The organism is Allobosea sp. 2KB_26 (assembly GCF_052115715.1).
Lineage (GTDB): Bacteria > Pseudomonadota > Alphaproteobacteria > Rhizobiales > Beijerinckiaceae > Allobosea.
The window spans coordinates 87,544-113,620 of the sequence record NZ_JBFRHE010000007.1; the positions used below are offsets into that span (position 1 = coordinate 87,544).

Consider the following 26,077-nt stretch of genomic DNA (forward strand, 5'->3'; position numbering starts at 1 on the left):
AAACGGCGCTCGTTGGCGAAGATCGCCAATCTCGGTGCGAGATTGCGCTCTTTCGGGTTTGGTCAGCCGTCATAGGCCTTCTGCAGCGCGGCGATGTCGATCTTCTGCATCTGCATCATCGCCTGCATGGCACGGCCGGCCTTCTCCTGTTCGGGGCTGCTCAACAGCTTGGGCAGCACTGACGGGATGACCTGCCAGGAGATGCCGAACCTGTCCTTCAGCCAGCCGCATTGCTGGATCTGTCCCCCGTCGCCGAGCCTGTCCCAGTAGTAATCGACCTCGTCCTGGGTTTCGCAGTTCACATAGAGCGAGATCGCTTCCGTGAATTTGAAGCGTGGGCCGCCATTGAGCGCCGTGAACTGCAGGCCTTCGAGTTCGAAGGATGCGGCCATGGGCGAGACGCCGCCGAGCTTCGAATTCTTGAAGATGGAGGTGTAGAATTTTGCCGCCTCCTCAGCCTGGCCATCGAACCACAGGAACGGGGTGATCTTCTGCATGGTCGTCTCCTCCTCTTGCTTGCGGGGCATGGGGCGGTCGCCCGAATGCTGCGAGTGCAGGGCTTCCGGAACTGATCGGTGAAACGGCTCAGGTGGAATGGCTCAGGCGGCCTGCTGCCTTTCAGCGAACAGGGTGTCGAGCTTCCCGTAGCTTGCGGCGACGCCTTCCTTCATGCCGCTCTTGAGCGCGCCGTCGCGGGCCTCGCGCGAGGAATAGAGTACGGTCAGCGCGAGTTCGGTCTTGCCCGCCTGCTCCGTCAGAACCAGCGTCGCTATGGCCTCTCCGCCGGTCCAGTCCTGGTCGAACAGTTCGGTCCGGACGATACGCTCAGGGCGCGCGATCTCGCGGTAGATGCCGCCCATCCCCATCACAGCGCCGTCCGGTCCGTGCCAGACATGGCGGAAATTGCCGCCGACCCGTAGGTCGACTTCGCAATGTTGCAGTGACCAGCCTGGAGGGCCGCTCAGCCACCGTTTCAGCAGCTCTGGCCGGCTCATGGCCTCGAAGACCAGCTCGCGCGGTGCGTCGAAGAGGCGGGTCATCAGGACCTCGCGGTCACTGGGCGTCGAGACGGACAGGTCGGCGGTCGTCATCATCGTCACTCTCCTTTTGGGTTCTTGCCTCTGGGGTTCATGCCTTTGGGATTCATGGCGGATTGCCCAGTCTCGGCCTTCATCTCGTCGAGAAGGAGGTCGAGGCGCTGAAAGGTCGTCTCCCAGAACTGGCGATAGCCTTCGAGCCAGCCATTTGCGTCGGCGAGAGCTTGAGGCTCGAGCCGGCAGGGGCGGCGTTGCGCGTCCCGTCCGCGCGAAATCAGTCCAGCGCGTTCCAGCATCTTGAGATGCTTGGAGATGGCTGGCTGGCTCATCGCAAAGGGCTGCGCCAGCTCGGTCACCGAGGCCTCGCCAAGGGCGAGACGTGCCAGGATCGCCCGCCGGGTCGGATCGGCGAGAGCGGCGAAAGTGGTGTCGAGTCGGCTAGACGGCGTCATTATATTACCAATTAGTTATATAACTGATATGTTATTTTCTTGGATGACGCGGTTGTCAAGGACCAGGTGCGGGCCTTCCGATAGGTCCGTCATGCGAACCAGGCATCGCGGCCCCGGCGCGTGAAATCCTTGTGCGCAACAGGGCAACGGGCGTATGTGCAGCGCTCATGAGCAACACAGATCCCGCCGCCTCAGCCCTGTCCGTCTGGATCGCGCTGGAAAGCCCCACCCATCACGCTCCTGGCGTGAACGGCATGATGGACCTCGTCGCCAAGGAGGTCGAAGGCCTGCCGATCGCGGTCGAGCGTCTGCCCGGGCGCGACGGGCTCGGCGACAGCGTGATCCTCAGGGCCGGGCTCGCTAATGGCGAGAAGGCAGTTTCGGTCATGTCGCATCTCGACACGGTCCACCCGGTCGGGACGAGTGCTCGGGATTTGCCGGTCCGGATCGAGGGCGACAGGCTCTATGGTCCGGGCGTCTATGACATGAAGGGCGGTGCCTGGCTCGCCTTGCAAGCTTTCAAGGATGTGGCCAAGGCGGGCTCGGCCAAACGGCCGATGATCTTCCTGTTCACTCCGGACGAGGAGATCGGCTCCCCGACGACCCGTTCGGTGATCGAGGATATCGGGCGGCAGTCGGCGGCGGTGCTGGTCACCGAGCCGGCGCGCGAAGGCGGCCGCATCGTCACGGCCCGCAAGGGTGTCGGCCGTTTCGACGTCAGGCTGGAAGGTCGCCCGGCGCATTCAGGCTCGCGCCATGCGGACGGACGCAGCGCCATCCGCGAGGCGGCGCACCAGATCCTCGCCATCGAGGGCATGACGGATTACGCGCGTGGCATCACCACGTCGGTCGCCTTGATCGGCGGCGGCACGGCGGCGAACGTGATTCCGCAGCATGCCTGGTTCAGCGTCGATGTGCGCGTCACCACGCTTGCCGACGGTCAGATGATGGAGAACCGCATCCTTGGGCTCACCCCCCGCGATCCCGATGTGAAGATCACGGTGACGGGCGGCATGAACCGGCCGCCCTATGAGAAGTCGAGCACGGTCGCGCAGTTGTTCGAGACGGCACGCGGCGTTGCGGCGAAGGTCGGTTTCGACCTGCAGGATTGCCCGATGACCGGTGGTGGCTCCGACGGCAATTTTACGGCGGCGCTTGGCGTGCCGACGCTGGATGGTCTCGGCATCGACGGCAATGGCGCCCACACGCTCGAGGAATACGCCCTGATCTCCTCGATCTCACCGCGTCGCGCCCTGATCAAGGGGCTTCTTGAGACGGTCTGAGCGCTCGGCTTCCCGCTTCCGCTTCTGCCCGAAATCCGCTCTGATGCTTCCCAAGGCCGCATGACGGCTGTCCTTGGGAAGGGAAGCGGCATGAAGAACTGGATCGCGGGCGCCCTTGGCGCTGCTTGCATGGTGGTGGCGGGAATGGCAGCGGCACAGGAGCTGATGGTCGAGAAGAAGGTGTTCGAGCTGCCGAGCTTCACGACGCAGGGCGGGCGCATAGTCAAGAACGTCAAGGTCGGCTGGGAGAGCTACGGCACGCTGAATGCCGACAAGTCGAATGCGATCCTGATCTGCCATTTCTTCTCCGGTAATTCACATGCCGCCGGCAAGTATGACGCAAAGGATGCCGCACCAGGCTACTGGGATGCGATTATCGGCCCGGGCAAGGCGATCGACACCAATAAGTACTTCGTCCTGTCCTCCGATACGCTGGTGAATCTCAACACCGGCGACCCGAAGACAACGACCACCGGGCCGGCCTCGCTCAATCCCGATACCGGGAAGCCCTATGCGCTCGATTTCCCGATCGTCACGGTTGGCGACTTCGTCAATGTCCAGAAGGCACTGGTCGAGAGCCTGGGCATCAGGAAGCTGGCGCTGGTCGCCGGCCCATCCATGGGCGCGCTCCAGACCTGGGAATGGGCAGCAAGCCATCCGGAGATGGTCGCCAAGGCGATGCCGGTGATCGGTGCGGCCGAAGCCGATGCGCAGCTCATCGCCTGGCTCGATGTCTGGGCGGCGCCGATCCTGGTCGACCCCAACTGGAACAAGGGTGACTATTACGGTGGGACCCCGCCCAATGCCGGTCTCGCCAAGGCCCTGGCAGTGGTGACGCTGCAGGCGAACCACCGTGACTGGACCAATAGCACCTTCGGACGCCGGCCCGCCAAGGAAGGCGAGGACCCCGCCAAAGCGCTCGGAAACAGGTTCCAGGTCCAGAGCATTCTCGACAATGCCGGGGAGGCACGCGCCAAGCTGTCAGATGCGAACCATTTCCTCTATCTCGTGAAGGCCAATCAGCTTTTTGCCGCTGGCGGAACCTCGCTCGCCAATGGCGCGTCGAAGATCAAGGCGCCGGTGCTGCTGATCACGCAACCGAAGGATCTGGTCTTCACCGCGGATACGATCGCCAGCACGGTCGATGGCATGAAGCAGGGCGGCGTCGACATCTCCCATATCACCATCCAGGGCTCGCGTGGGCATCTCGATGGCGTCATCTCGATGAAGCAGGCCGAGGGAGCGATCCGGGCCTTCCTGGAGAAGTGAGGCGCATCAGCGCCTCATGTGCGGCTTTCTGCCGGGCATGAGGCTTTGAACGATGATGAGCGGCGCATGCGCCGATGGCCGGGGGAGTCTCGCCAGGGTGCCCTGTGCAAGGCCGCAGCGTTCTAGCCGCCTCCGATTACGGCGCGTACGCCGTCGATGACGAACTGCACGGCGAGGGCGGCGAGGATCACGCCGAGCAGGCGGGTCAGTACGACATTGCCGGTGACGCCGAGGAGGCGCGCGATCGGCGTCGCCATGAAGAAGGTCACGAGGCAGGAGAGGATCACCAGCCCGCAGATGACCGCCAGCGAGCCGAGCATAGCGAGATCGCCATTGGCGCGGCCTGCGAGCAGCATCATCGCGGTCAGCGAGCCAGGACCTGCCATCAGCGGGATGGCGAGCGGGAAGGCGGCAACGTTGCGGATGTGATCCTGCGTGATCGCGGTCTCGGCCGTCGCCTGCTTGCGCTCGTTGCGGCGCTCGAACACCATCTCGAACGAGATCCAGAACAGCAGCAGCCCGCCCGCGATCCGGAAGGCCGGCAGCGAAACGCCGAGCGCCTTCAGCACGATATCGCCCGCAAGTCCAAAGAAGGCCATGATGCCGAAGGCGATGATGCAGGCGCGCACCGCGACCTGCTTGCGCTCGTCGGCCGACATGCCGCGCGTCAGGGACAGGAAGATCGGGGCGAGCCCCGGCGGATCGAGTGTGACCAGCAGCGTGACCAGGGCGGAGGTGAGATATTCCAGGAACATCGCGGAGCTTAGGCATGCCGCCGACCCCGCGTCACTAGGCGCGGACGCGAAATTTGAGGAGCGGTTTTCCGGCTCCGCCACGCGCTCGCGCCGGTCAAACATGGCGGCAATGTGGGAGGGCTCGGAAAGTGAGTCAAAAACGACTCGTAACGCGTTGACAAAGAACGGTTTTAATTTCTCTGGAGAGATTCGTCTTTTGCTGGCTTCGCGAGGCGGAATCGGATAGCCAGAAGCTTGAAAAATCGTAGAAAACGGGACCTCATCCCTTGAGCGAAGACGACAACGGCACGCGCGGCGGCCAGCCCGAAGACGCGCATTTCGGCGGCGACATCAAGCCGATCGCCATCACTGACGAGATGAAGAAGAGCTATCTCGATTACGCCATGAGCGTGATCGTTAGCCGCGCTCTTCCCGACGTCCGCGACGGCCTGAAGCCGGTGCACCGGCGCATCCTGTTCTCGATGCACGAGAACAAGAACCTGCCGGACCGGCCCTATACCAAATGCGCCCGCATCGTCGGCGATACGATGGGTAAGTACCATCCGCACGGCAACATGGCAGTCTATGACGCGCTGGTCCGCATGGCGCAGGATTTCTCGCTGCGCCTGCCCTTGATCGACGGCCAGGGCAATTTCGGCTCGATGGATGGCGATTCCGCGGCGGCCGATCGTTATACCGAGGCCAGGCTCGACAAGGCGGCGATGCCGCTGCTCGAGGATCTCGACCTCGACACGGTCGATTTCCAGCCGAACTATGACGGCAAGGAGCATGAACCGCGGGTTCTGCCGGCGCGTTATCCGAACCTGCTCGTCAATGGTGCCGGTGGCATCGCGGTCGGTATGGCGACCAATATTCCGCCGCATAATCTCGGCGAGGTGATCGATGCCTGCATCGCGCTGATCGACGATCCCGAGCTCTCGATCGACGACCTGATCGAGATCGTGCCTGGTCCGGACTTCCCGACCGGCGCCTCGATCATGGGCAAGAGCGGCATCCACTCCGCCTATCACACCGGTCGTGGCTCGATCGTGATGCGGTCGAAGACGCATATCGAGGAGCTGCGCAAGGAGCGCGAGGCGATCATCGTCACCGAGGTTCCCTATCAGGTGAACAAGGCTTCGATGGTTGAAAAGATTGCCGATCTGGTCCGCGAGAAGCGGATCGAAGGCATTTCCGACCTGCGTGACGAATCCAGCCGCGAGGGCGTGCGCGTCGTCATCGAGGTCAAGCGCGACGCCATGGCCGATGTCGTGCTGAACCAGCTCTACCGCTATACGCCGCTGCAGACCTCGTTCGGCGCCAACATGGTCGCACTCAACGGTGGTCGGCCGGAGGTGTTGAACCTCAAGGACTTCATCTCGGCCTTTATCGAGTTCCGCGAGGAAGTCGTCTCCCGGCGCACGCGCTACCTGCTCAACAAGGCGCGCGAACGGGCCCATGTTCTCTGCGGCCTTGCCACGGCCGTCGCCAATATCGACGAGGTCATCCGGCTGATCCGCACCGCGCCGACCCCGGCCGCCGCGCACGCCTCGCTGATGGATCGTAACTGGCCGGCCGAGGATATCGCGCCGCTGATCGCACTGGTCGACGATCCGCGTCATCCGCTCAACCCGGACGGCACCTATCGCCTGTCCGATGCGCAGGCCAAGGCGATCCTCGAATTGCGCCTTGCCCGCCTGACCGCCCTCGGCCGCGACGAGATCGGCGAAGAACTCTCCAAGCTCGCAACCGAGATCGCGGATTATCTCGAGATCCTACGCTCGCGCGCCCGCATCCAGTCGATCATCAAGACCGAACTCACCGAGGTGAAGGCTGCCTTCGCCACGCCGCGCCGCACGGTGATCCAGGACTGGGGTTCCGATCTCGACGACGAGGACCTGATCGCGCGCGAGGACATGGTGGTGACCGTGTCCCATGCCGGTTACATCAAGCGCGTGCCGCTCTCGACCTATCGGGCGCAGAAGCGTGGCGGCAAGGGCCGTTCGGGTATGTCGACCCGGGACGAGGATTTCGTCACCCGGCTCTTCGTTGCCGACACCCACACGCCGATCATCTTCTTCTCCTCGCGCGGCCAAGCCTACAAGGAGAAGGTCTGGCGATTGCCGCTGGCGGCGCCGAATGCACGCGGCAAGTTCCTCAACAACATGCTGCCGCTGGAGAAGGATGAGCGCATCACCACGGTGATGCCGCTGCCGGAGGATGAGGAGAGCTGGGAGCGGCTCGACGTCATGTTCGCGACGCGGACAGGCAATGTCCGCCGCAACAAGCTCTCCGACTTCGTGCAGGTCAATCGCAACGGCAAGATCGCGATGAAGCTCGACGAGGGAGACTCCATCGTCGACGTCCAGATCTGCTCGGAGCATGACGACGTGCTGCTGACCACGGCAGCAGGCCAGTGCATCCGTTTCGCCGTGCCGGAAGTGCGCGTCTTCAAGGGGCGCGACTCGACCGGCGTACGCGGCATCAACCTCGCCGATGGCGACGAGGTGATCTCGCTCGCCATCCTGCATCATCTCGATGCGACGCCGGATGAGCGCGCCGCCTATCTCAAGCGCGCTGCCGCTGCCCGCAAGGCACTGAACGGCGAAGGCGACGACACCGCCGAGCCGATTCAGGCAGGCGAGGGCGAGGAAGCCGCCAGCGACATCGAACTCGGCCAGGAGAAATATGCCGAGATGGGTGCTGCGGAGCAGTTCATCCTGACGGTGTCCGAGAAGGGCTATGGCAAGCGCACCTCGTCCTTCGAGTACCGGGTCACCGGACGCGGCGGCAAGGGCATCGTCGCCATGGTTGTGAACGAACGCAATGGCAAGCTGATCGCCTCCTTCCCTGCGGTCGACACGGACCAGATCATGCTCGTGACCGATGGCGGGCAAGTAATTCGCGTGCCGGTTGACAAGGGGCCTGATAACCGCATCCGCATCGCCGGCCGCTCGACCCAGGGTGTCACGGTGTTCAACACCGCTGCCGGCGAGAAGGTCGTCTCGGTCGAATGCATTGGTGATGCAGGTGACGACGAGGCAGAGGACGAAGGCCCAGCGCCTGGGGACGAGCCTGCTCAGGAAGGCTGAGACCGGCCTGTTTCAGGTTTGAAATGACCTGAAGCTTGGGCTGTGGAACGACTGAGGCATGATGTCGAACATTCTCGACGTCATGCCGCCAGGACCGCGACAAGAACCGACAGCCAGATCGCAAACACGCCCAGGGCGAAGGCCCGCCGGGCGGGTACGACCTTCTCGTCGCTGTCTGCTGCTACGGGTGTGGTTGCGATCCAGGTGACCGAGCCCAGTGAGGCAAAGCCGGCAAAGGCCAGGGTGACGATGACGATATCGAGCCGCCGCCATGGCACCGGCTCATGCACGCCCCAATAGCCGAGGAACGCCATCCCCATTGCAAACATGGTGGCGGAGGCGGAACAGAGCCCGACGATCGATCCCGTTGGTGCACGCATGGCGTGGTTTCCGCGCTGATTGCAATGAGGAAACACCCGACCCGTGGGCAGGTCAATCGCGGGGCTGCCCGCGCAGGCTGAGGCTCAATCTGCCCTGACTAACCGGACGGGGCGTCAGCGGGTCAGGAGATTTGGCAGGGTGCTGCCGGCAGGCCGCAAGGTGGCTTCCGAGTTGAGCGCCAGCGATGGAGCCTCGAGCGGGCCCTGCAGGACGAGGGGCACCGTCAGGGAGCCGCTCTGCTGCGCCAACTGGCCGGCCATCTCGATCCAGCCTTGCGGAAGGAATGCCTGGCCTGCGAGAGTGAGACGATAGGTCGGGCCGGTCATCTGGGCATCAGCGATTGTCGCGATGCCATCCGCGACATTAGCCGTGGCGCTCGCGCTGTCGAATGGTGTCTTGCCCTGCCGCCATTCCCGCAGGGCCGCAACCGGATTGCGCTCGGCGCGGCGCAGCAGGTCGATGAAAGCAAAGCCGCCAAGCTCGCCTTGACGCAGACTGAGGCTCGCCTTTCCGTTCATGGAGGCGAGAACGGCCTCGGCGGTGGTGCCGGTGCCATCCAGCGCGAACTGCAGATTGCCTTGCCCGCTTAGTTTCGGCAGTTCGGGCAGGTCGGTTGCGCTCTGCCCGAGATTGATCCGGTCGAGAATGCCTTGCAGCTTCACGTCGACGGCGTTCGGGGCCGCACTCGCAAGCAGGCGGCCCTTGACGCTGCCGCCATAGGCCGTCGCGCGAAGCAGCCCGGCCTCGAAGCGGCCCTTCTTGACGAGCAACTGGGTCGCGACGTCACTGAGACGGGCGCCGCCAAGGCGGGCCGCATCCACGGAGACGCGCAGGTCGATGTCATGGGCCGTCCAGGCCTCGAATTCGAGCGGCGTCGGGTTGGAGAGCCCGGTGCCGGGCTTGGGCAGGCCGAGCCGGTTGGTCATGCGTCCAAGATCGAGCGTCGCGCCGGCGAGTGTTCCGGAGAGGGACCAGCGGTGGCCGGCTTCGCCGAGCATGATCGCGCCGTCGAGGCGGTCCCCGTCGAAGATGGCGCTTGCGTTGCTGAGCGAGATCTCGTTGGCCTTGATCTGGGCTTCAGCGGCGATGCTGAGCTGTCCGATGGCAGGCGCGAGGCGGGGCGTTTCACCGAACCAGTCGAACAGTTCCGGGAGCGACCGCGTCGAGAGGCTCAATTGCCCATTGAAGACCGGCTCGCGCAGGCCGGATCGTATGCCGTCCAGGCGCAGGTTCATCCGTTCGGAGGTCGCGGACAACGAGAGCCTGGCGCTTTCCCCGGCGACCGGCCAGACAACGCTGAGATTGGTCGCGACGCCGCGCCAGGTCACGGAGCCCGAGGCGATGATCGGCTCCTCGGGGTCGCGATCTTCGATGATCAGATTGACATCGCGCAGGATGGTGCGGATCGCGCCTTCGGCCCGCGCAAAGACCGAACCCGAAATGATCACGATCCGGCTCTGGTTCGTGAGGCCACTGAGATAGGCGAGGGGCGGCGCCAGCCACTCCGAGAGCTCATCCTCCCTGCCTGAAACGGTGGCATCGATCTCAGGAGAGATCAGATCGATCCGGTCGAAGGAGAGGCGCCCTGCCAATAGCGGCAGCAGGCGCGCGCGGGCCTTGAGCTGCGATGCCTTGCCGGAGAGCAGGCCGTCATGTTGCTTGAAGCTGACTTGCGAGAGCTCGATCCGCGGCAAAGGCAGCAGGACGATACTCGCATGCTCCAGGCTGGTCACCTTGAGGCCGGTGCGATCCTCGATGCGGGCAACGACATGTCGCTCGACCAGCCCGACGGCAACGCCCCAAGATTGCAGGCCAAGCAGCATCAGGCCGATGGCGAGCGAATAGGCGAGAATGGAAACGCGTCGTGTCATGGGCCTTCGGCCGGGCTGCAACCGGAATCGAACCGGAGGTCAAGCTAAAATTGTTTATGACGATGCCGGGGGGCTTGTCGAGTTGAGGGGCCCATTTCCGGCATACAAACTGTGGATCGGCAAAGAGAGCCGTAACGCCTTACGGTGTCACCCCTTCGTGCCACCGGCTCGTGCCAGAATGATGGCGGGATAAAGGCCGGCGATCACGATCAGCAACGCAGCCAGCGCTCCGTCTTCGAACATGCCGCGAGAGGCATGCCCATAGACGATGGTTGCGAGCGTGTCGACGTTCAGCGGTCGCAGCAGCAGTGTCGCGGGCAGTTCCTTCAGGCAGTCGACGAAGACGAGCAGGGCGGCCGCCGCAATGGCAGGACGCGCGAGCGGCCAGTGCACCTGCCGCAACACCTCGCCCGAGCTCGAGCCGAGGGCGCGCGCGGCATCGTCGATCCTCGGCGAGATCCGGGCGAGGCCGCTCTGGATGCCCGAAATCGCGATCGACAGGAAGCGTACGACATAGGCAATCACGAGAGCCGCGCCCGAGCCGATCAGGATGAGACCTGGATTGACGCCGAACAGTGCGGAGACGGTGTCGGCGACGAGATTGTCAAAGGCGGCAAGCGGGACGAGCAGTCCGAGCGCGAGCACCGTGCCGGGCAGCGCATAGCCAAGCGAGGCGGTGCGCGCGAGCGCCGGTAACCAGGTTTCGCGACCGAGCCGGCCTGCGGCTACGATGCCAAGGCCGAGCGCCACCACGATCAGAGCGGCGCCAGCCGAAAGCAGCAGGGCATTCAGGAGATTGCGTAGCAGGGCCATGTCGAACTGATGCAGCAGGCCGCGCGTCAGTACCTCCTGGAGGAGAAAGCCCATCGGCAGAAGGGCGCCGAGCAGCAGGGGGAGGGCGCAGGCGGCGCTGGCTGCGAGCGCAATGCGCCCGGACAGGAGGCGGCGGCCGACGGCACGCGGCTGGCGCACCGAGAGCGTGAAGCGGCGTGCGCCGCGCAGTCTCGCCTCGGTTGCGATCAGGGCGACGACCAGGAGAAGCATCACGCAGGAGATCTGAGCTGCTCCCGCCAGAGAACCGCGATTGAGCCAGGTCGTATAGATCGACAGCGTCAGGGAGCGGACGCCGAGATATTCGGTCGCGCCGATATCGTTGAGCGTTTCGAGCAGTGCCAGGGTCAACCCTGCGACGAGCGCCGGGCGCGCCATGGGCAAGCCAATCCGCCAGAACAAGGTGCCATGCGCGGCCCCGAGCGTCCGCGCCGACTCGACGATGGTCGCGCTCTGCAGACCGAACAGCGCCCGGACGCTGAGATAGACGTAAGGGTAGAGCACGATCCCCATGACGAAGATCGCACCGGCCAGATTGCGCGGGTCGGGAAACCAGTAGTCACGCAGGCTGCGATAGCCGGTCACTGCCCGCAACGCCGCCTGCAGGGGTCCCTGGAAGCCCAGGAACTCGACATAGATATAGGCTGTCAGATAGGTCGGAATCGCCAATGGCAGCACGAGCAGCCACTCGAAGGCACGGCGGCCGGGAAACTCATACTGGGTGACGAGCCAGGCCGTGCCGACGCCGATGAGGCTGCAGAGCAGGCCGACGCCGGCAAGAAGCATGACGGTGTTCGCCAGCGCATCGGGAATGACATTGGCGACAAGATGCGGCCAGATCGACGAGGCTGCCGGCGAAAGCGCGGTCAGGCCGAGCGAAAGCACTGGCAGTGCGACGAGCCCGGCAGCTGCAATCGAGGCCCAGACAAAACGGCTCGACGGCCGCCACAGGCGTGGCGACCGTCGCACTTCTCCAGCCGTGGGAGACAGGCTCAATTGTCGAAGCCGACCTTGTCGACGAGGTCAGCGGCCGCCTTGCGGTTCTTGCCGATCTCGGTCAGCGGGGTGGTGTCGACATTGACCTTGCCGAGCAGCTTCACAGCGGCGCTTTCCTTGACGTCCGGGTTGACCGGGAACTCGAAATTGCCGTCGGCATAGATGGTCTGCGCCTTGTCGCCAAGCATGTACTCGATCAGCTTGACCGCGTTTTCGCGATTGGGGGCATGTTTGGCGATGGCGGCGCCCGAGATGTTCACATGTGTGCCGCCATTGGCGAAGGTGGTCTTCAGCGGCTTGATCGCCTCGAACCAGCCCTTCTGCTCGTTCGCCGCAGTGCTCATCAGGCCGATATAGTAGGTGTTGATCACTGCGATGTCGCAGAGTCCGGACTGGATGTCGCGCGCGACTTCACGGTCGCCGCCGCCGGGCTTGCGCGCGGTGTTGGCCTTGAGCGCCTTGAGCCACGCTTCGGTCTTCTCGGCGCCGTTGCGCGCGAGATAGGTGGCAAAGAGAGCGTTGTTGTAGGGGTGCTGACCGCCGCGGATGCAGAACTTGCCCTTCCACTTCGGGTCGGCGAGATCCTCATAGGTGATCGCATCCTGCTGCACGCGATCCTTCGAGACGACGACGATGCGGGCGCGCTTGGTCAGGGTGACCCAGTTGTCCTGCGGATCGCGCAGCTGCGCGGGGACGATCTTGTCGATAGCCGCCGACTTGATCGGCTGGGTGACGCCGGCATTGGCGGCCGAGATCATCTGCGCGGCGTCGACCATGATCATGACGTCGGCCGGGCTGTTTGCACCCTCGGCCTTGATGCGCTCCTCGAGTCCGTCCTTCAGGAACACCGTGTTGACCTTGATGCCGGTGTCCTTGGTGAAGGCCTCGACGACGGGATTGAGCAGGGCCGGCTCGCGCGTCGTGTAGAGATTGACGCTCTGGGCCAGGACCGGGGTAGCGAGCAGGCAGGACGCCAGGGCGATGAGGGACAGGCGAGTTTTGTCGATCATGGTTCGCTCCTTCGGGCGTAGATGCCCTCTGCACGTTCGTGGTGCTGGAGCGGTAGTGCCTGACACCAGGGCGGTCAATTGAAAAGCGTTATAGATCAATTGCTTATAGGTTTTCTAAATTGCTGTCTCTTTAGATTAATTCAAAGAAGAAGCGCCTCGGAACCAGCGCCCAAGATTGTCATCGGCTCGCCGAAGCCAGTCGATGGAGCTAAGGCAAAAGCCGGAACGCCGGCCCGGCGATCACGCGGATCGGCCCGCGCGTTGGCGGATCGATCGAGCCGCGCAATTCGATTGCATCGCTCATCACGGTCTCGTCACGGAGGGACGCTTCGCGCGTACGCAGCTTGCGGCGCAGCGCCTGCATCTGCGCTTCGACGCGTGAAATGCCGACCCTCTCGTCGATGCCGCGCCGATCGCCGGCGCTAAGCTCCCGCGCCGATCTGAAATCGACGAAGTCGCGCCGACTATAGGGCCACTGCGACGAGCCGGTGAAGGTCGTGACCTTGCCGTCAAGCACGACGCTGTCGCCGGGACGAAGCGTGATATCGCGCAACAGCGAGACGCGGCGCTCGCCGCTGGCGACAATCGGCGGCCGGCAGGCTGGATCAGAAGATTTCTCGTGGCCGTAGGCAACGGGGAGCGAGCCATAGGTCTTGCCGTCCGCGGAAACGGCGCCGTCGATCGTGCTGGCACCGGCGGGAACGCGGAAGACCTTGACCGGGATGCCGGGGTTCATGGCGCGGCAAAGAGCGTCGTGGGCCGCGAGGTCAGACTGAGCATTCAGGTTGCCGATCGGCGCATGGAAGCCGTCGCAGAGCCGCACGCAGATGGTGCGCCCGCCATGTCCACTGCCGGAGACGGTCTCAAGACGGGCAACGCCGTGCTGCGTTGTAGGACGTCGTGCAATCTGACGCGGAGGCTCGACCGACCTGAAGGGGTTCAAGACCACGGGCGGATGTGCGAGGCGCCCGTTCGGGACGCTGCGCGCCAGGGGCAGGGTCCAGATCCCACGCGCAGGCGCATAGGCGTTGGGGGCATGATAGGCGCCAGCTTGCGGGGCGCGCATGGCGCGGCGGTTTGCCGCTTCCTGAAGCTGAAAGTCGCGGACGCCGGCATCGTCGCCAGCCTGGACGAGCGAGATCGTACCGATCGCGCCGCCTGCTCCGAGCACGAGGCCAAGCGCAGTCATGGCTGCCAAGCGGCCCGCGCGTTTCTTGCCGTGAGCAGTGTGCTCCAGCGCAACGACGGGGACAGGGCTGCTTAACGGCGGGTCTTCCCGGTCGGGGATTTCACGGACACGAAACATCGCGTCAACTCCACTCGCGCTTGTTCTTCGTCCGCCGCCCTTGGGGTGTAGTTTACTTTTCGTTAATCATCAACGGCCCGTCGGCGTTCGCCCATGCAAAACGGGCGCGATGCTTAACGCAGCGCGCCCGGCCAAAATGGCTGGAGAGAGGGCTCAGCTTTCGGGCGAGATGACGATGCGCTGTATGTTCGAGGCAGTTGCGGATTCACCCGAGGCGCTCTCGAAACGGCCGCGCAGCTCGATCGTGGTTGCGTCACCGATCTTCGCCTCCCGCACCGTCATGTCGCGACGCAGGGCCAGCATCTGGCCTTCACGGCTGGAAATGCCGACCGTCTCGTCGATCGTCCGGCGTTGGTTGGCGTTGAGTTCGTTCGACGAACGAAAATCGCGGAAATTCCTCGGGTTGTAGGGCCAGGTGGAAGAACCCTCGAAGGTTGTCACCTTGCCATCAAGCACCACCGAGTCGCCCGGGCGCAGGGTGAAATCGCGTAGAAGAGAGACACGGCGGTCACCGGCCGACGGGATGGCGGGCCTGCAGCCCGGATCGGACGATCTCTCGTGGTCATAGGCAACGGGCAGGGAACCGTAGGTCCTGCCATCGGAGGCCACGGCGCCGTCGATATCGGCGCCGGCAGGAACGCGAAAGACCTTGACCGGGATGCCGGGGTTCATCGCCCTGCAAAGGGCTTCATGCGCCGGCCAGTCGGCCTGCGAGCGCAAATGGCCAAGCGGCATGTGATAGCCGTCGCACATCCGCACGCAGATGGTGCGGGAGGCGCTCGAGCCGGTATCGTAACGTGCCGTTGCGTGGAAGGCGCCTGCGGTCGCTGCATCGCGCGGCTTGCCGCGTTCGCGCAGAACGGGGGGATGTTCGATCCGGCCATCTGGATATGAGCCGAGGAGCGGCAGCCTCCAGCCGGAACTGACCGGAGCATAGGTCAAGGGCGCGGCGCTGGGCCCACGTCTCGCCGCCTCCTGAAGATGGAAGGCACGGACGCCGGCGTCATCGCCTGCCCGAACGAGCGAGACGGTCAGCGCTGTGCCACTCGCCCCGAGAACCAATCCGAGCAGCACCATGGCTCCGTACCGCGTCAGAGCGGCCCGCCGGGATGGAGGCGAATGGATTCCGGGCGGAGTATGGCCCGATAGCGGCACGGCATTTCTTATGGGGAACATCGACGACTTTGCTTATGGCAGGGATCACCCACCCAGCGTTATGCAAGCCGCCGTTCTCTCCGCTTTAAGGCACTCGCTTGCCTTTGATGCATTCTGCAGAAATAGGCCCGAGCCTCGGGACATGCGAGGTTCGGGCGCGGGAATGAAGGAGAGGGGGCTTTGAGCGCCCTCAGAGGTCTGGGCCGCGCACCGCCTGCGGGATGGCGACGGGGACGGCGGAGGTGGGCACGCTTTCGCGTTCGCCGCGACTGCGACCGGAGAGCCAGGTGTCGACCTTGTCGAGGTAGAAGTAGATCACCGGCGTGATGTAGAGCGTCAGCAACTGCGAGACGATCAATCCGCCGACGACCGCGATGCCGAGCGGCTGGCGCAGCTCGGCGCCGGCGCCCGCGCCGAGCGCGATGGGAAGCACGCCGAAGATAGCGGCAAAGCTCGTCATCATGATCGGACGGAAGCGGACAAGCGCCGCCTCGCGGATGGCGGTCAGCGCGTCGTCCCCCTGTTTGCGACGCTCGATCGCGAAATCGACCATCATGATCGCGTTTTTCTTGACGATGCCGACCAGCATCAGGATGCCGATGATCGCGATCACCGACAGGTCCATGTTGAAATACTGCAGGGCGAGCAGCGCTCCGAGGCCGGCAGAGGGGAGGCCGGAGAGGATGGTGATCGGGTGGATGAAGCTCTCGTAGAGAATGCCGAGGATGATGTAGATCACCAGGATTGCGGCGAAGATCAGCAGGCCTTGCCCCTTCAACGCATCCTGGAACAGCTGGGCGGAGCCGGCGAAACTCGTCACGATCGAGGCCGGCAGATTGACGTCGCGCTCGGCCGCACGGATGGCGTTGACGGCGTCGCCAAGCGAGATGCCCGGCGCCGTGTTGAACGAGATTGTCACCGCCGGTTGCTGCGAAATGCGGTTCACCGCGAGCGGGCCGACGCTGGGCTTGATCGTCGCCACCGTTTCCAGCGGCACGTTCAGGCCGTTCGCCGCCTTGAGCAGCAACCGCGAGAGCACGGCGGGATCCTGCTGATAGGCGCGATCGGCCTCCATGATGACCTGATAGTCGGTCGAGGGGGTGAAGATCGTCGCGATCTGGCGCGAGCCGAAAGCGTTGCCCAGTGCCTGTCGGATCTGGTCACTGGAAATGCCCAGGCTCGCGGCGCGTTCGCGGTCGATGTCGATCGAGAGCTGGGGGTTGCGCAACTGCAGGTCGATATTGGCATCGCGCAGCTGCGGAAGCCGCGCGAGCCGCTGCTGCATCAGCGGAGCATAGGCGAAGAGGGCATTCAGGTCCGGTCCCTGCAGCGAATAGAGGTACTGGGCGCGTGAGGAGCGACCGGCGTTGAGGTTGATGTTCTGGACCTGCTGGAACACCGCAGTGATACCCGGCACGTCGCCGGTCGCGCGCCTCAGCCGCGAGATCACCACTTCGGCCTTCTCGCGCTGATCCTTGGGCTTGAGCGCGATGAACATGAAGCCGTTATTGGTGGCGTTGAAGCCGCCGATATTCGAGGTCAGGTAATCGACCGCCGGATCGGCCTTGACGATTTCGGCGATGCGGATCTGGCGCGCCGCCATGGCCTCGAATGAGGTGTCGGGCGGGCCTTCGGTCGATGCGCGCAGGAGGCCGGTATCCTCGGTCGGGAAGAAGCCCTTCGGAATGTCGATATACATCTGCGCCGAGATATAGACCGTCGCCAGCGTGAAGATCAGCATCAGGATGCGCGCCTTCAGCACCCAGTCCAGCGTCCAGCGATAGGCGCCCAGCATCCCCTGGAAACCCGCCTCGAAGACGCGTTCGATCAGGTTCGGCTTCTTGTGGTGATCATGCGCCTTGAGGAAACGGGCGCAGAGCATCGGGGTGAGGGTCAGCGAGACGAAGCCCGAGACGATGATCGCGGCGGCGATCGTGCCGGCGAACTCCGTGAAAACCTTGCCGACGACGCCGCCCATGAAGAAGACGGGAATGAAGACGGCAACCAGCGAAATGGTGATCGAGAGAATGGTGAAGCCGATTTCGCGGGAGCCGTCGAGGGCCGCCTGGAATGGTTTCTTGCCCATCTCGATATGCCGGATGATGTTTTCCAGCATGACGATGGCGTCGTCGACGACGAAGCCGACCGCGAGGGTCAGTGCGAGCAGCGAGATGTTGTCGAGCGAATAGCCGAGCGCGTGCATGATCGCGAAGGTGCCGACCAGCGAAATCGGCAGGGCGAGCGTCGGAATCAGCGTCGCGGCCAGGCTCTTCAGGAACAGGAAGATCACCATGATCACGAGCGCGATTGCGATCATCAGCGAGACTTCGACATCCTCCACCGCCTCCCGGATCGGGATCGAGCGATCGTTCAGGACATTGAGTTCCATCGCCGCCGGAAGTTGCTCGCGATAGGCGTCGAGCCGGGACTTGATGCTGTCGACGACCTCGACGGTGTTGGCGTCGGACTGACGATAGACCGCCAGCATGATCGAGCGCTGCCCGTTGAACCAACTGCCGGTCTGGTTGTTCTCGACGGAGTCGTAGACCTGCGCCACGTCCTCGAGGCGGATCGGCACGCCATTCTTCTGCGAGATGATGAGGTTGCCGTACTCGGCGGCGCGCTCCATCTGGCCGGTGGCGCCAAGGGTCAGGCGCTGGTTCTCGCCATTGAGCGTGCCGACCGGGGAATTGGAGTTGGCGGCGGCGATCGCATTGCGGACATCGCTCAGCGCCAGGCCGCGAGCCGAGACGGCGTCGGGATTGACCTGGACGCGCACGGCATATTTCTGCGCGCCGAAGATGTTGACCTGCGCGACGCCAGGCAGTTGCGAGATCTGCTGCTGCAGGATGTTCTCGCCGAATTCATGGACTTCGTAGAGCGGTTTTGTCGCCGAGGTCAGCACCATGAACAGCACCGGCTGGTCGGCCGGGTTGACCTTCCTGAAGCTGGGCGGCGAGGGCAGCTCCGGCGGCAGCCGACGCGCGGTGGCGCTCAGCGCGGCCTGCACGTCGAGCGCTGCGCCGTCGATATTGCGGTTGAGGTCGAATTGCAGCGTGATCGAGGTGGCGCCAAGCTGCGAGACCGAGGACATCGAGGTGATGCCCGAGATCGAGGCGAATTCGCGCTCCAGCGGTGCGGCGACCGAGGAGGCCATCGATTCGGGACTCGCGCCCGGCAGGCGGGCGCTGACATTGATCGTCGGGAAATCGACCCGCGGCAGTGCCGCGACCGGGAGCTGTTTGAAGGCGAAGAACCCGAAGATCAGAAAGGTCGCCATCAGGAGTGTCGTCATCACCGGACGACGGATGCAGGCCTCCGGGAGGTTCATCAGCCAGCACTCCCGCGCTGCGAAGTCTGGTTCGGCGGCGGCCTCTGGCCGCCCCGGTTGCGCTCGACCGCGCGGGCGCCATCGGTCAGCAGGAGCTGGCCGTCGACGACGACCGTCTCGTCGCCCTTCAGGCCCGACGCAAGTACGACGCGCTCGTCGATGGTGCGGTCGACGGTGACCGGGCGGGCGCGGGCGACGCCGTCCTCGATCACGAAGACGAAGGTGCCGTTCTGGCCGTTCTGGATGGCTTCGCGGGGCACGGTCAGCGCATCGGGCTCGACACGCAGGGTCAGGCGGATCTGGCAGAGGGCGCCCGGCCACAGGGTCTCGTCGGGATTGTCGAAGATCGCGCGCATCTGGATGGTGCCGGTCGTCGCATCGACGAGATTGTCGATGACCGCGATCTTGCCCTCGACGCCGCGACTCGCACCCTGCTGCGTGGCAACCGCCACGGCCGTGCCGGCATTCATCGCCTCGCGGATGCTGGACAGCTGACGCTGGGGCAGGGCGAAGCTGACATAGATCGGGTGGACCTGGTTGATCGTGACCAGTGTGGTCGAGTTGTCGCCTGTCTTGGCGATATTGCCTTCCTTGAGGCCGGCGACGCCAATCCGGCCCGAAACCGGGGCGGTGATTGTGTAGTAGGTCAGCTGGACCTTGAGAGCGTCGACCGCCGCCTCACCGCCACGGACGCTGGCCTTGAGCGTCGCGACCTGGGTGCGGGCGGTGTCGAGACGCTGGTCCGTGGCGAAGTCGCGCTTGGCGAGTTCTTCCGCCCGGCGCAGATCGGCTTCGGCGGAGGCGAGCGAGGCCTTGTCGCGGGCGACGCCGGCTTCAGCCTGCTTCAGGAGCGCTTCCGCCAGGCGGGAGTCGAGGCGGAAGAGCATGTCGCCCTTCTTCACATAGCCACCATCGGGGAAGCCGACCTCGATGATCTGCGTATCGACGCGTGAGCGCACCGCAACGCTGGAGAGTGCCTGAACGGTTCCGATCGCGTCGAGCCTGACCGGCATCGGCCGGCGTTCAGCCTTGGCCGTGACGATCGTCACGGGCGGGCGTTGTTGTCCCGAAGCGCGTGATGATGGCGTTGCGGCCTGTTGGGCCGGCTGGGCATAGGGCGGGATGATCTTTCCGTAGGGAATGCGATCGAGCGGCGGAGGGACTGATCTGCCGGAATAATGAAGACCTGCGCCAGCCGCGACCGCGCCGACGGCGGCCACGACAACAACGCGCCCGAAAGACAAGACTGCCATGCGAAACCTTGCGCCAGAGCGGGACAGATTTTGTACCATTTGGAACGGTCGTCCCTAAACCGTCCTAGCCGCAAGCATTTAGCATGCCGGCAGGTGGTTTTGGGCGCAAGCGCGAAACACCGTTTGTCTCACGATGTAGCGAGGATGTGACAGAGTATATCTTACGGACGTACGGCTGCGAACATTGCACGCCGCACGAGCATGTCAAAGTACCGTAACGACAATGCCGACCGTCATGCAGAACAGGCAGACGACACCCAGAGCAAAAACAGCCGCCCGCGCTGGAACCCGGTTGGAACCGGTATGGATCAAGGTGTGCACGATGCGCGTCAGCACGAAGGCCCAGGCAAGCGCAACAATCACCGTGCCGGTCGCGCCGACCTCCATGGCGAGCATGATCAGCGCGAAGAAAATGACCGGCGTCTCGAACTGATTGGCATAGTTCGCAGCGGCGAGGCGGGCACGCTCCGGATAGCGCTCGGTCGAGACCGCGATATCGGCCATCCCGACCTCCTTGTTCCGGAAGGCGACACGACGGCGCTGGAACAGGATGCCAAGCACGACGAAGGTCCACAGGATCTGAGCCAGGGCGGGGTAGACCAATTGGATCGTCATGGGCGGCTCGCCTCTCGCTGTTCATGCAAAAGAAAGCCCTCACCCCGGGATGTTGCCGCCTGAGGCAATTTCGCGGGATGAGGGCCAATCGGCGTCACGATGGTATCGGCGAGGCCTGGGCCTCAGGACCGCGTCGGGTAGTTCGGGCTTTCGCGCACGATGGTGACATCGTGGACATGGCTCTCGCGCAGGCCGGCACTGGTGATGCGGATGAACCGGGCCTTGGACTGGTAGTCCGCAAGATCGCGCCCGCCGACATAGCCCATCGCAGCCCGCAGGCCGCCCGCGAGCTGATGCAGCACGCCGGAGACCGGCCCCTTATAGGCGACCTGACCCTCGATCCCTTCCGGCACCAGCTTCAGGGCATCCTTGATGTCCTGCTGGAAATAGCGGTCGGCCGAGCCGCGCGCCATCGCGCCGACCGAGCCCATGCCGCGATAGGATTTGTAGGAACGCCCCTGATAGAGGAAGGTCTCGCCCGGTGTTTCGTCGGTGCCCGCCAGCAGCGAGCCGACCATGGCGCAGGAGGCGCCGGCGGCCAGCGCCTTGGCGAGGTCGCCGGAATATTTGATGCCGCCATCGGCGATGACCGGAATGCCTGCCTTGCTCGCCGCCGAGGCTGCATCCATCACCGCGGTAAGCTGCGGCACGCCGACGCCCGCGACGATGCGGGTCGTACAGATCGAGCCCGGTCCGATGCCGACCTTGATCGCGTCGGCGCCGGCATCGATGAGAGCTTGCGCGCCGGACGCGGTGGCGACGTTTCCGGCAATGATCTGAACGGTATTGGAGAGTTTCTTCACCCGGGTGACCGCCTCCAGCACCTTGGCGGAATGGCCATGGGCGGTGTCGACAACGATGATGTCGACACCGGCGTCGATCAGCAGCTCGGAGCGCTCGAAGCCAAGATCGCCGGTGGTGGTCGCCGCTGCAACCAGGAGACGACCCTGCGCGTCCTTGGCGGCATGCGGGTGGGCGACCTGCTTCTCCATGTCCTTGACGGTGATCAGGCCGATGCAGCGAAAATGATCATCGACGACCAGCAGCTTCTCGATGCGGAACTGGTGGAGCAGGCGGCGTGCCTCCTCCTGGGTCACGCCTTCGCGCACCGTGATCAGGCGATCCTTGGTCATGATCTCGGCGACGGGCTGCTCGGGGCGGTCGGCGAAGCGGACATCGCGGTTGGTCAGGATGCCGACGAGCTTGCCCTTGTGTCCCTGCGGGCCGCGCTCGACCACGGGGATGCCCGAGATCGAATGGTGCCGCATCAGCGCAAGCGCGTCGCCCAGCGTCTCGTCAGGGAAGATCGTGATCGGGTTGGCGACCATGCCCGATTCGAATTTCTTGACGAGCCGCACCTGAGCCGCCTGCTGGTCGGCCTCCAGATTGCGGTGGACGACGCCGAGGCCGCCGGCCTGCGCCATGGCAATCGCCATCCTGGCCTCGGTCACCGTGTCCATCGCCGAGGCGATGATCGGCAGGTTGAGCGAGATCGTCTTGGTGAGCTGGGTCGCGATATTGACGTCGGCCGGCATCACGTCGGACGGCCCCGGCTCGAGCAGGACGTCGTCGAAGGTCAGGCCGTCGCGGATGAGGGTGTCACTGATGCTTGCCATCGCCAACTCCAAGCCCATGCGGGGCATTTCAGGGGGGCGACAACATGCGCCCGCTACCGAGTTGACGAGGCCCGATATCATGCGTGCGGCATCGCCGCTAGTGGTCTCAGCCGAAATTGAGGCGGATTATGCTGCGCTGCGATAACGCGACTCATGCGACAGGCGCAGGGCATCTCTTCGCGATACGGGCAAAATGGCCGTGTTCATGCCACATCCGGCGTGGCAAAGAACAAAACTCTCCGATTCCGACTCCGGGCCGCAAGGTTCCTTATCCGTGCAACGCGCCAAACTCCTGCCCCTGATCGTCGCCTGCGCGCTGTTCATGGAGAACACCGATTCCACGGTGATTGCGACCTCACTGCCGGTGATCGCGCAATCGCTGGGCGAGGATCCGATCGCGCTCAAGCTGGCGTTGACCTCCTATCTCGTTAGCCTCGCGGTCTTCATCCCGATCTCGGGCTGGATGGCCGATCGCTACGGCGCCCGCACGATCTTCCGGACGGCGCTCGGCGTCTTCATGCTGGGCTCGATCCTGTGTGCGATCTCGAATTCGCTCGGTGCTTTCGTCGGCGCGCGCTTCGTCCAGGGCATGGGCGGGGCCATGATGGTGCCCGTCGGCCGGCTGGTCATCCTGCGCAGTGTCGAGAAATCGCAGCTCGTCAGTGCGCTGGCCTATTTGACCGTGCCGGCACTGGTCGGGCCGGTGGTCGGGCCGCCGCTCGGCGGCTTCATCACCACCTATTTCGACTGGCGCTGGATCTTCTTCATCAATATTCCGATCGGGCTGATCGGCATCGTTCTGGCGAGCCGGTTCTTCGAGGATGTGCGCGAGGAAGATGTCGCGCCGCTCGATCTCCGCGGCTTCCTGCTGTCGGCCTTCGGCTTCGCGGCGTTGATGCTGGGACTTGCGACCGGCGGGCGGCATCTGGTGCCGATCGAGGCCTCGATCGGCTTCGTCATCGCGGGTCTGGCTTCGCTGATGACCTATCTCTGGCATGCGCGCCGCACGGCCCATCCGGTCCTGAACCTCTCGCTCTTCAAGATCCCGACCTACCGGATCGGCGTGCTCGGCGGCTCGATCTTCCGGGTCGGCATCGGAGCGATCCCCTTCCTGCTGCCACTGATGCTTCAGCTCGGCTTCGGCTATGACGCCCTGCATTCAGGCCTGATCACCTTCGCTTCGGCCGCCGGTGCCATGATCATGAAGACGCTGGCCAGGACCATCCTGGCGCGGTTCGGCTTCCGCCACGTCCTGATGTTCAACGCGCTGATCGGATCGGCCTTCCTGGCCGCATGCGGGCTGTTCACGCCGACGACGCCGCAATGGCTGATGCTCTGCGTGCTGCTGATCGGCGGTTGCTTCCGCTCGCTGCAGTTCACCGGCATCAATGCGCTGAGCTATGCCGATGTCTCGAACCGGGACATGTCGAGTGCGACCAGCCTCTCCAGCGTGGCGCAGCAATTGTCACTCAGCCTCGGGATCACGATCGGCGCCTTCGCTCTGGAGGCGGCGAACATGCTGAACGGCGGCAAGGCGCTGGGCGCGCATGATTTCTGGCCGGCCTTCGTGCTGGTCGGGCTGATCTCGGCCTCGTCGGTCCTCTGGATGATGCGGCTTGCACCCGATGCCGGCGCCGAGGTTTCAGGTCACGCACCGCTCAGCGCGCGCAAGGCAACGGCCCAGGCGATCGAGGATCAGAAGCCGTTGGACTGAAGGGCGGGCTGGCCTCCAGCCCTCAGGCGAAGCCGTGGGCAAGCAGGGGGCGTCATCTGGACCTCCCCCTGGCACATTTGGAAGACAGATCAGCCCTCGGTATCCGCTGCCGGCTGTTCCTTGCGACGGTAGCCCGTCGCAAGGACGTAGAGCTCCGAAGAATCCGCCCGGCTCGCTGCCGGCTTGACGTTGCGCACGGTGGTGAAGTCGCGCTTGAGCATGGCGAGCAGCTCGGCGCTCTCGCCGCCCTGGAACAGTTTTGCCAGGAAGAAGCCGCCGGGAGCCAGAATCGAATAGGCGAACTCCAGCGCCGCCTCGGCCAGCGCGATGATCTTGAGGTGGTCTGTCTTCTTGTGGCCGGTGGTGTTGGCCGCCATGTCCGACATCACGCCGTCGGCCCGGCCGCCGAGCCGCTCGGTCAGGAGGGCAGGGGCCTCGTCGGCCATGAAGTCCATCTCGATGAGATCGACGCCGGGGATCGGATCGACGTGCAGCAGGTCGATGCCGACGATCGCTCCCTTGCCGCGCTCGAGCCCGATGCGTTGCGCCGCGACCTGGCACCAGCCGCCCGGCGCGCAGCCGAGGTCGATCAGCTTCTGCCCGGTCTTCAGGAACTTGTAGCGATCGTCCATCTCCTCGAGCTTGAACGCGGCGCGCGAACGAAAACCGCGCTCCTTTGCCCGTTTGACATAGGGGTCGTTGAGCTGGCGTTCGAGCCAGAGCTGCGAGGAATGCTTGAGCTTGCCGGCCTTCTTCACCTTGACCCGCATATCGCGGGCGCCGGTGCCGCCTTTGGTGGTGCTCATTGCTGGGTGGTGCTCATCTCTTGGTGGTGCTCATGGCTACGGGGCTTCCTTCCCGTGGACTTACGTCATGCCTGCCTGCGGCGCCACCAGGCGCGATCCTCATGCATCATCCGGAGCAGGATGCCCTCGCGCAGGCCGCGATCGGCGATGCGCACCTTTCGGCTCGGGAAGGCGCGCCTGATCGCCTCGAAGATCGCACAGCCGGCAAGCACGAGGTCGGCCCGCTCGCGGCCGATGCAGGCATTGGCCGAGCGCGCGGCATAGTCCATATCGACCAACCGGTCGATGACTGCGAGGATATCCGTCTCGTCCATCCACAGCCCGTCGACCAGGCGCCGGTCGTAGCGCGGCAGGCCGAGATGGATGCCGGCGACGGTGGTGACGGTGCCCGACGTGCCGAGCAGATGGAAGCCGGCGGCGTCTTTTGCCGCCGCGGCGCGCGTCGCGAATGGCTTCAGGGCAGCGCTGCAATCATCGACCATGCGCTCGAATTTTTCACGCCCGACATCGACGCCGCCATAGCGCTCGGCGACAGAGACGACGCCCATCGGCAGCGAGGCCCATTCGCGGATGCGACCCGCCGGGTCGCGCGCCTGCGAGCGCCCGCCCATCCAGACGATCTCGGTCGAGCCGCCGCCGATATCGAAGACGATGACGCCTTCCGCCGTCGGATGGGCCAGCGCTGCGCAGCCCGTGACGGCCAGCGAGGCCTCGGTCCGCTGGTCGACGATCTCGAGCTCGAGATCGGCCTCAGCCGCGACCCGGCGGACGAAGTCGAGCCCGTTGGTGGCGGCCCGGCAAGCCTCGGTCGTGACCAGTCGGGCGCGGCTGACGCCGCGATGGGTCATCTTGCTCTTGCAGATCTTCAGGGCTTCGACCGCCCGATCCATCGCCGCATCGGCAAGCCGCCCGCTCGCTGTCAGCCCTTCGCCCAGGCGCACGATGCGGGAAAAGGCATCGACGACGCGAAAGCCATGCTGGGCCGGGCGGGCGATCAGCAGCCGGCAGTTATTGGTGCCGAGATCGAGAGCGGCATAGGTCGCGACCGGATGGCGCGAGGGTGCGTAATAGGTTTGCGTAGCGGGGGGAGGGCCGAGGGGAGACGAGCCGATCGGGCGCGGATCGGCGCCATTAACCTCTGGGGATACCGCGAGCGCGATATCCCGATCCTGGCGGTCCTCGACCGTCACCGTGTTTTGACCCCTCGTCGGCCGCGGTTTGCACGCTCCGGCCGCTTGCTTCGGGTGAAGCGTAACAAGAGCCTGATGAAGATGCCAAGCGGAACCTGTGTGCTGTTCATTTGTCGGTGGAGCGCTTGCCTGCGG

General features: G+C 64.6%; 20 protein-coding genes. 4 read left to right on the forward strand and 16 right to left on the reverse strand.

Going from position 1 to position 26,077, the window contains the following annotated elements:
* Positions 1–62 precede the first annotated feature (62 nt).
* From AB4099_RS19550 to AB4099_RS19560, 3 genes are all read right to left on the reverse strand, one after another.
* A complete protein-coding gene (locus AB4099_RS19550) occupies positions 63–497 on the reverse strand; it encodes a VOC family protein (RefSeq protein WP_113515944.1) in 435 nt (144 codons plus the stop codon).
* 102 nt (positions 498–599) lie between these two features.
* Positions 600–1,094: an SRPBCC family protein gene (locus AB4099_RS19555; RefSeq protein ID WP_441479276.1), complete on the reverse strand. Its 495-nt coding sequence runs from the start codon at positions 1,092–1,094 to the stop codon at positions 600–602.
* A 2-nt stretch (positions 1,095–1,096) separates the two neighbouring features.
* Positions 1,097–1,489, reverse strand: a complete 393-nt coding sequence (locus AB4099_RS19560; RefSeq protein ID WP_113515788.1) for an ArsR/SmtB family transcription factor — start codon at positions 1,487–1,489, stop codon at positions 1,097–1,099.
* Positions 1,490–1,656: 167 nt separating this feature from the next.
* On the opposite strand from AB4099_RS19560, the gene AB4099_RS19565 reads away from it, so the two are divergent.
* Positions 1,657–2,772, forward strand: a complete 1,116-nt coding sequence (locus tag AB4099_RS19565; protein WP_113515789.1) for a M20 family metallopeptidase — start codon at positions 1,657–1,659, stop codon at positions 2,770–2,772.
* Positions 2,773–2,862: 90 nt separating this feature from the next.
* Complete coding sequence (locus AB4099_RS19570; protein ID WP_441479277.1) at positions 2,863–4,041, forward strand: E22 family MetX-like putative esterase; 1,179 nt, start codon at positions 2,863–2,865, stop codon at positions 4,039–4,041.
* A 122-nt stretch (positions 4,042–4,163) separates the two neighbouring features.
* Here the strand turns inward: AB4099_RS19570 and AB4099_RS19575 are convergent, their stop codons facing one another.
* Positions 4,164–4,796, reverse strand: a complete 633-nt coding sequence (locus AB4099_RS19575; RefSeq protein WP_113515791.1) for a MarC family protein — start codon at positions 4,794–4,796, stop codon at positions 4,164–4,166.
* A gap of 356 nt (positions 4,797–5,152) precedes the next feature.
* On the opposite strand from AB4099_RS19575, the gene gyrA reads away from it, so the two are divergent.
* The gene (gyrA, locus tag AB4099_RS19580) at positions 5,153–7,867 is read left to right on the forward strand and encodes a DNA gyrase subunit A (protein WP_113515946.1); all 2,715 of its coding nucleotides are present in this window, start codon (positions 5,153–5,155) and stop codon (positions 7,865–7,867) included.
* An 80-nt stretch (positions 7,868–7,947) separates the two neighbouring features.
* Here the strand turns inward: gyrA and AB4099_RS19585 are convergent, their stop codons facing one another.
* The 10 genes from AB4099_RS19585 to guaB all read right to left on the reverse strand — a co-directional run bounded on the left by AB4099_RS19585 (position 7,948) and on the right by guaB (position 22,232).
* A complete protein-coding gene (locus AB4099_RS19585; RefSeq protein ID WP_113515792.1) occupies positions 7,948–8,247 on the reverse strand; it encodes a hypothetical protein in 300 nt (99 codons plus the stop codon).
* 114 nt (positions 8,248–8,361) lie between these two features.
* Positions 8,362–10,119 carry an AsmA family protein gene (locus AB4099_RS19590; RefSeq protein WP_441479278.1) on the reverse strand — a complete coding sequence of 586 codons (1,758 nt, stop codon included), beginning with the start codon at positions 10,117–10,119 and terminating at the stop codon, positions 8,362–8,364.
* 147 nt (positions 10,120–10,266) lie between these two features.
* Complete coding sequence (locus AB4099_RS19595) at positions 10,267–11,919, reverse strand: ABC transporter permease (RefSeq protein ID WP_162768165.1); 1,653 nt, start codon at positions 11,917–11,919, stop codon at positions 10,267–10,269.
* 23 nt (positions 11,920–11,942) lie between these two features.
* Positions 11,943–12,956: an extracellular solute-binding protein gene (locus AB4099_RS19600; protein ID WP_441479279.1), complete on the reverse strand. Its 1,014-nt coding sequence runs from the start codon at positions 12,954–12,956 to the stop codon at positions 11,943–11,945.
* A gap of 208 nt (positions 12,957–13,164) precedes the next feature.
* Positions 13,165–14,262, reverse strand: a complete 1,098-nt coding sequence (locus AB4099_RS19605; protein ID WP_441479280.1) for a DUF2865 domain-containing protein — start codon at positions 14,260–14,262, stop codon at positions 13,165–13,167.
* A 153-nt stretch (positions 14,263–14,415) separates the two neighbouring features.
* Entirely contained in the window at positions 14,416–15,336 is a 921-nt protein-coding gene (locus AB4099_RS19610; protein ID WP_441479281.1) for a DUF2865 domain-containing protein, read from the reverse strand.
* Positions 15,337–15,607: 271 nt separating this feature from the next.
* Positions 15,608–18,748 (reverse strand): efflux RND transporter permease subunit, encoded by a 3,141-nt coding sequence (locus tag AB4099_RS19615; protein WP_441479282.1) that lies wholly within the window; start codon positions 18,746–18,748, stop codon positions 15,608–15,610.
* Positions 18,748–20,001, reverse strand: coding sequence for an efflux RND transporter periplasmic adaptor subunit (locus tag AB4099_RS19620; protein ID WP_441479283.1), 1,254 nt, complete (start codon positions 19,999–20,001; stop codon positions 18,748–18,750). The genes AB4099_RS19615 and AB4099_RS19620 overlap by 1 nt, the downstream gene beginning before the upstream one ends.
* A 204-nt stretch (positions 20,002–20,205) precedes the next feature.
* A complete protein-coding gene (locus AB4099_RS19625; RefSeq protein WP_441479284.1) occupies positions 20,206–20,616 on the reverse strand; it encodes an MAPEG family protein in 411 nt (136 codons plus the stop codon).
* A 122-nt stretch (positions 20,617–20,738) separates the two neighbouring features.
* Entirely contained in the window at positions 20,739–22,232 is a 1,494-nt protein-coding gene (gene guaB, locus AB4099_RS19630; RefSeq protein ID WP_441479285.1) for an IMP dehydrogenase, read from the reverse strand.
* Between the two features lie 274 nt (positions 22,233–22,506).
* Between guaB and AB4099_RS19635 the strand changes: the two genes are divergently transcribed.
* Entirely contained in the window at positions 22,507–23,946 is a 1,440-nt protein-coding gene (locus tag AB4099_RS19635) for a DHA2 family efflux MFS transporter permease subunit (RefSeq protein ID WP_441479286.1), read from the forward strand.
* A gap of 89 nt (positions 23,947–24,035) precedes the next feature.
* Here AB4099_RS19635 and AB4099_RS19640 read toward each other — a convergent pair whose 3' ends face one another.
* Together AB4099_RS19640 and AB4099_RS19645 are read right to left on the reverse strand one after the other, a co-directional pair.
* Positions 24,036–24,752 (reverse strand): RlmE family RNA methyltransferase, encoded by a 717-nt coding sequence (locus AB4099_RS19640; RefSeq protein WP_113515802.1) that lies wholly within the window; start codon positions 24,750–24,752, stop codon positions 24,036–24,038.
* 65 nt (positions 24,753–24,817) lie between these two features.
* Positions 24,818–25,912 carry a Ppx/GppA phosphatase family protein gene (locus tag AB4099_RS19645; protein WP_441479436.1) on the reverse strand — a complete coding sequence of 365 codons (1,095 nt, stop codon included), beginning with the start codon at positions 25,910–25,912 and terminating at the stop codon, positions 24,818–24,820.
* Between the last annotated feature and the right edge of the window lie 165 nt (positions 25,913–26,077).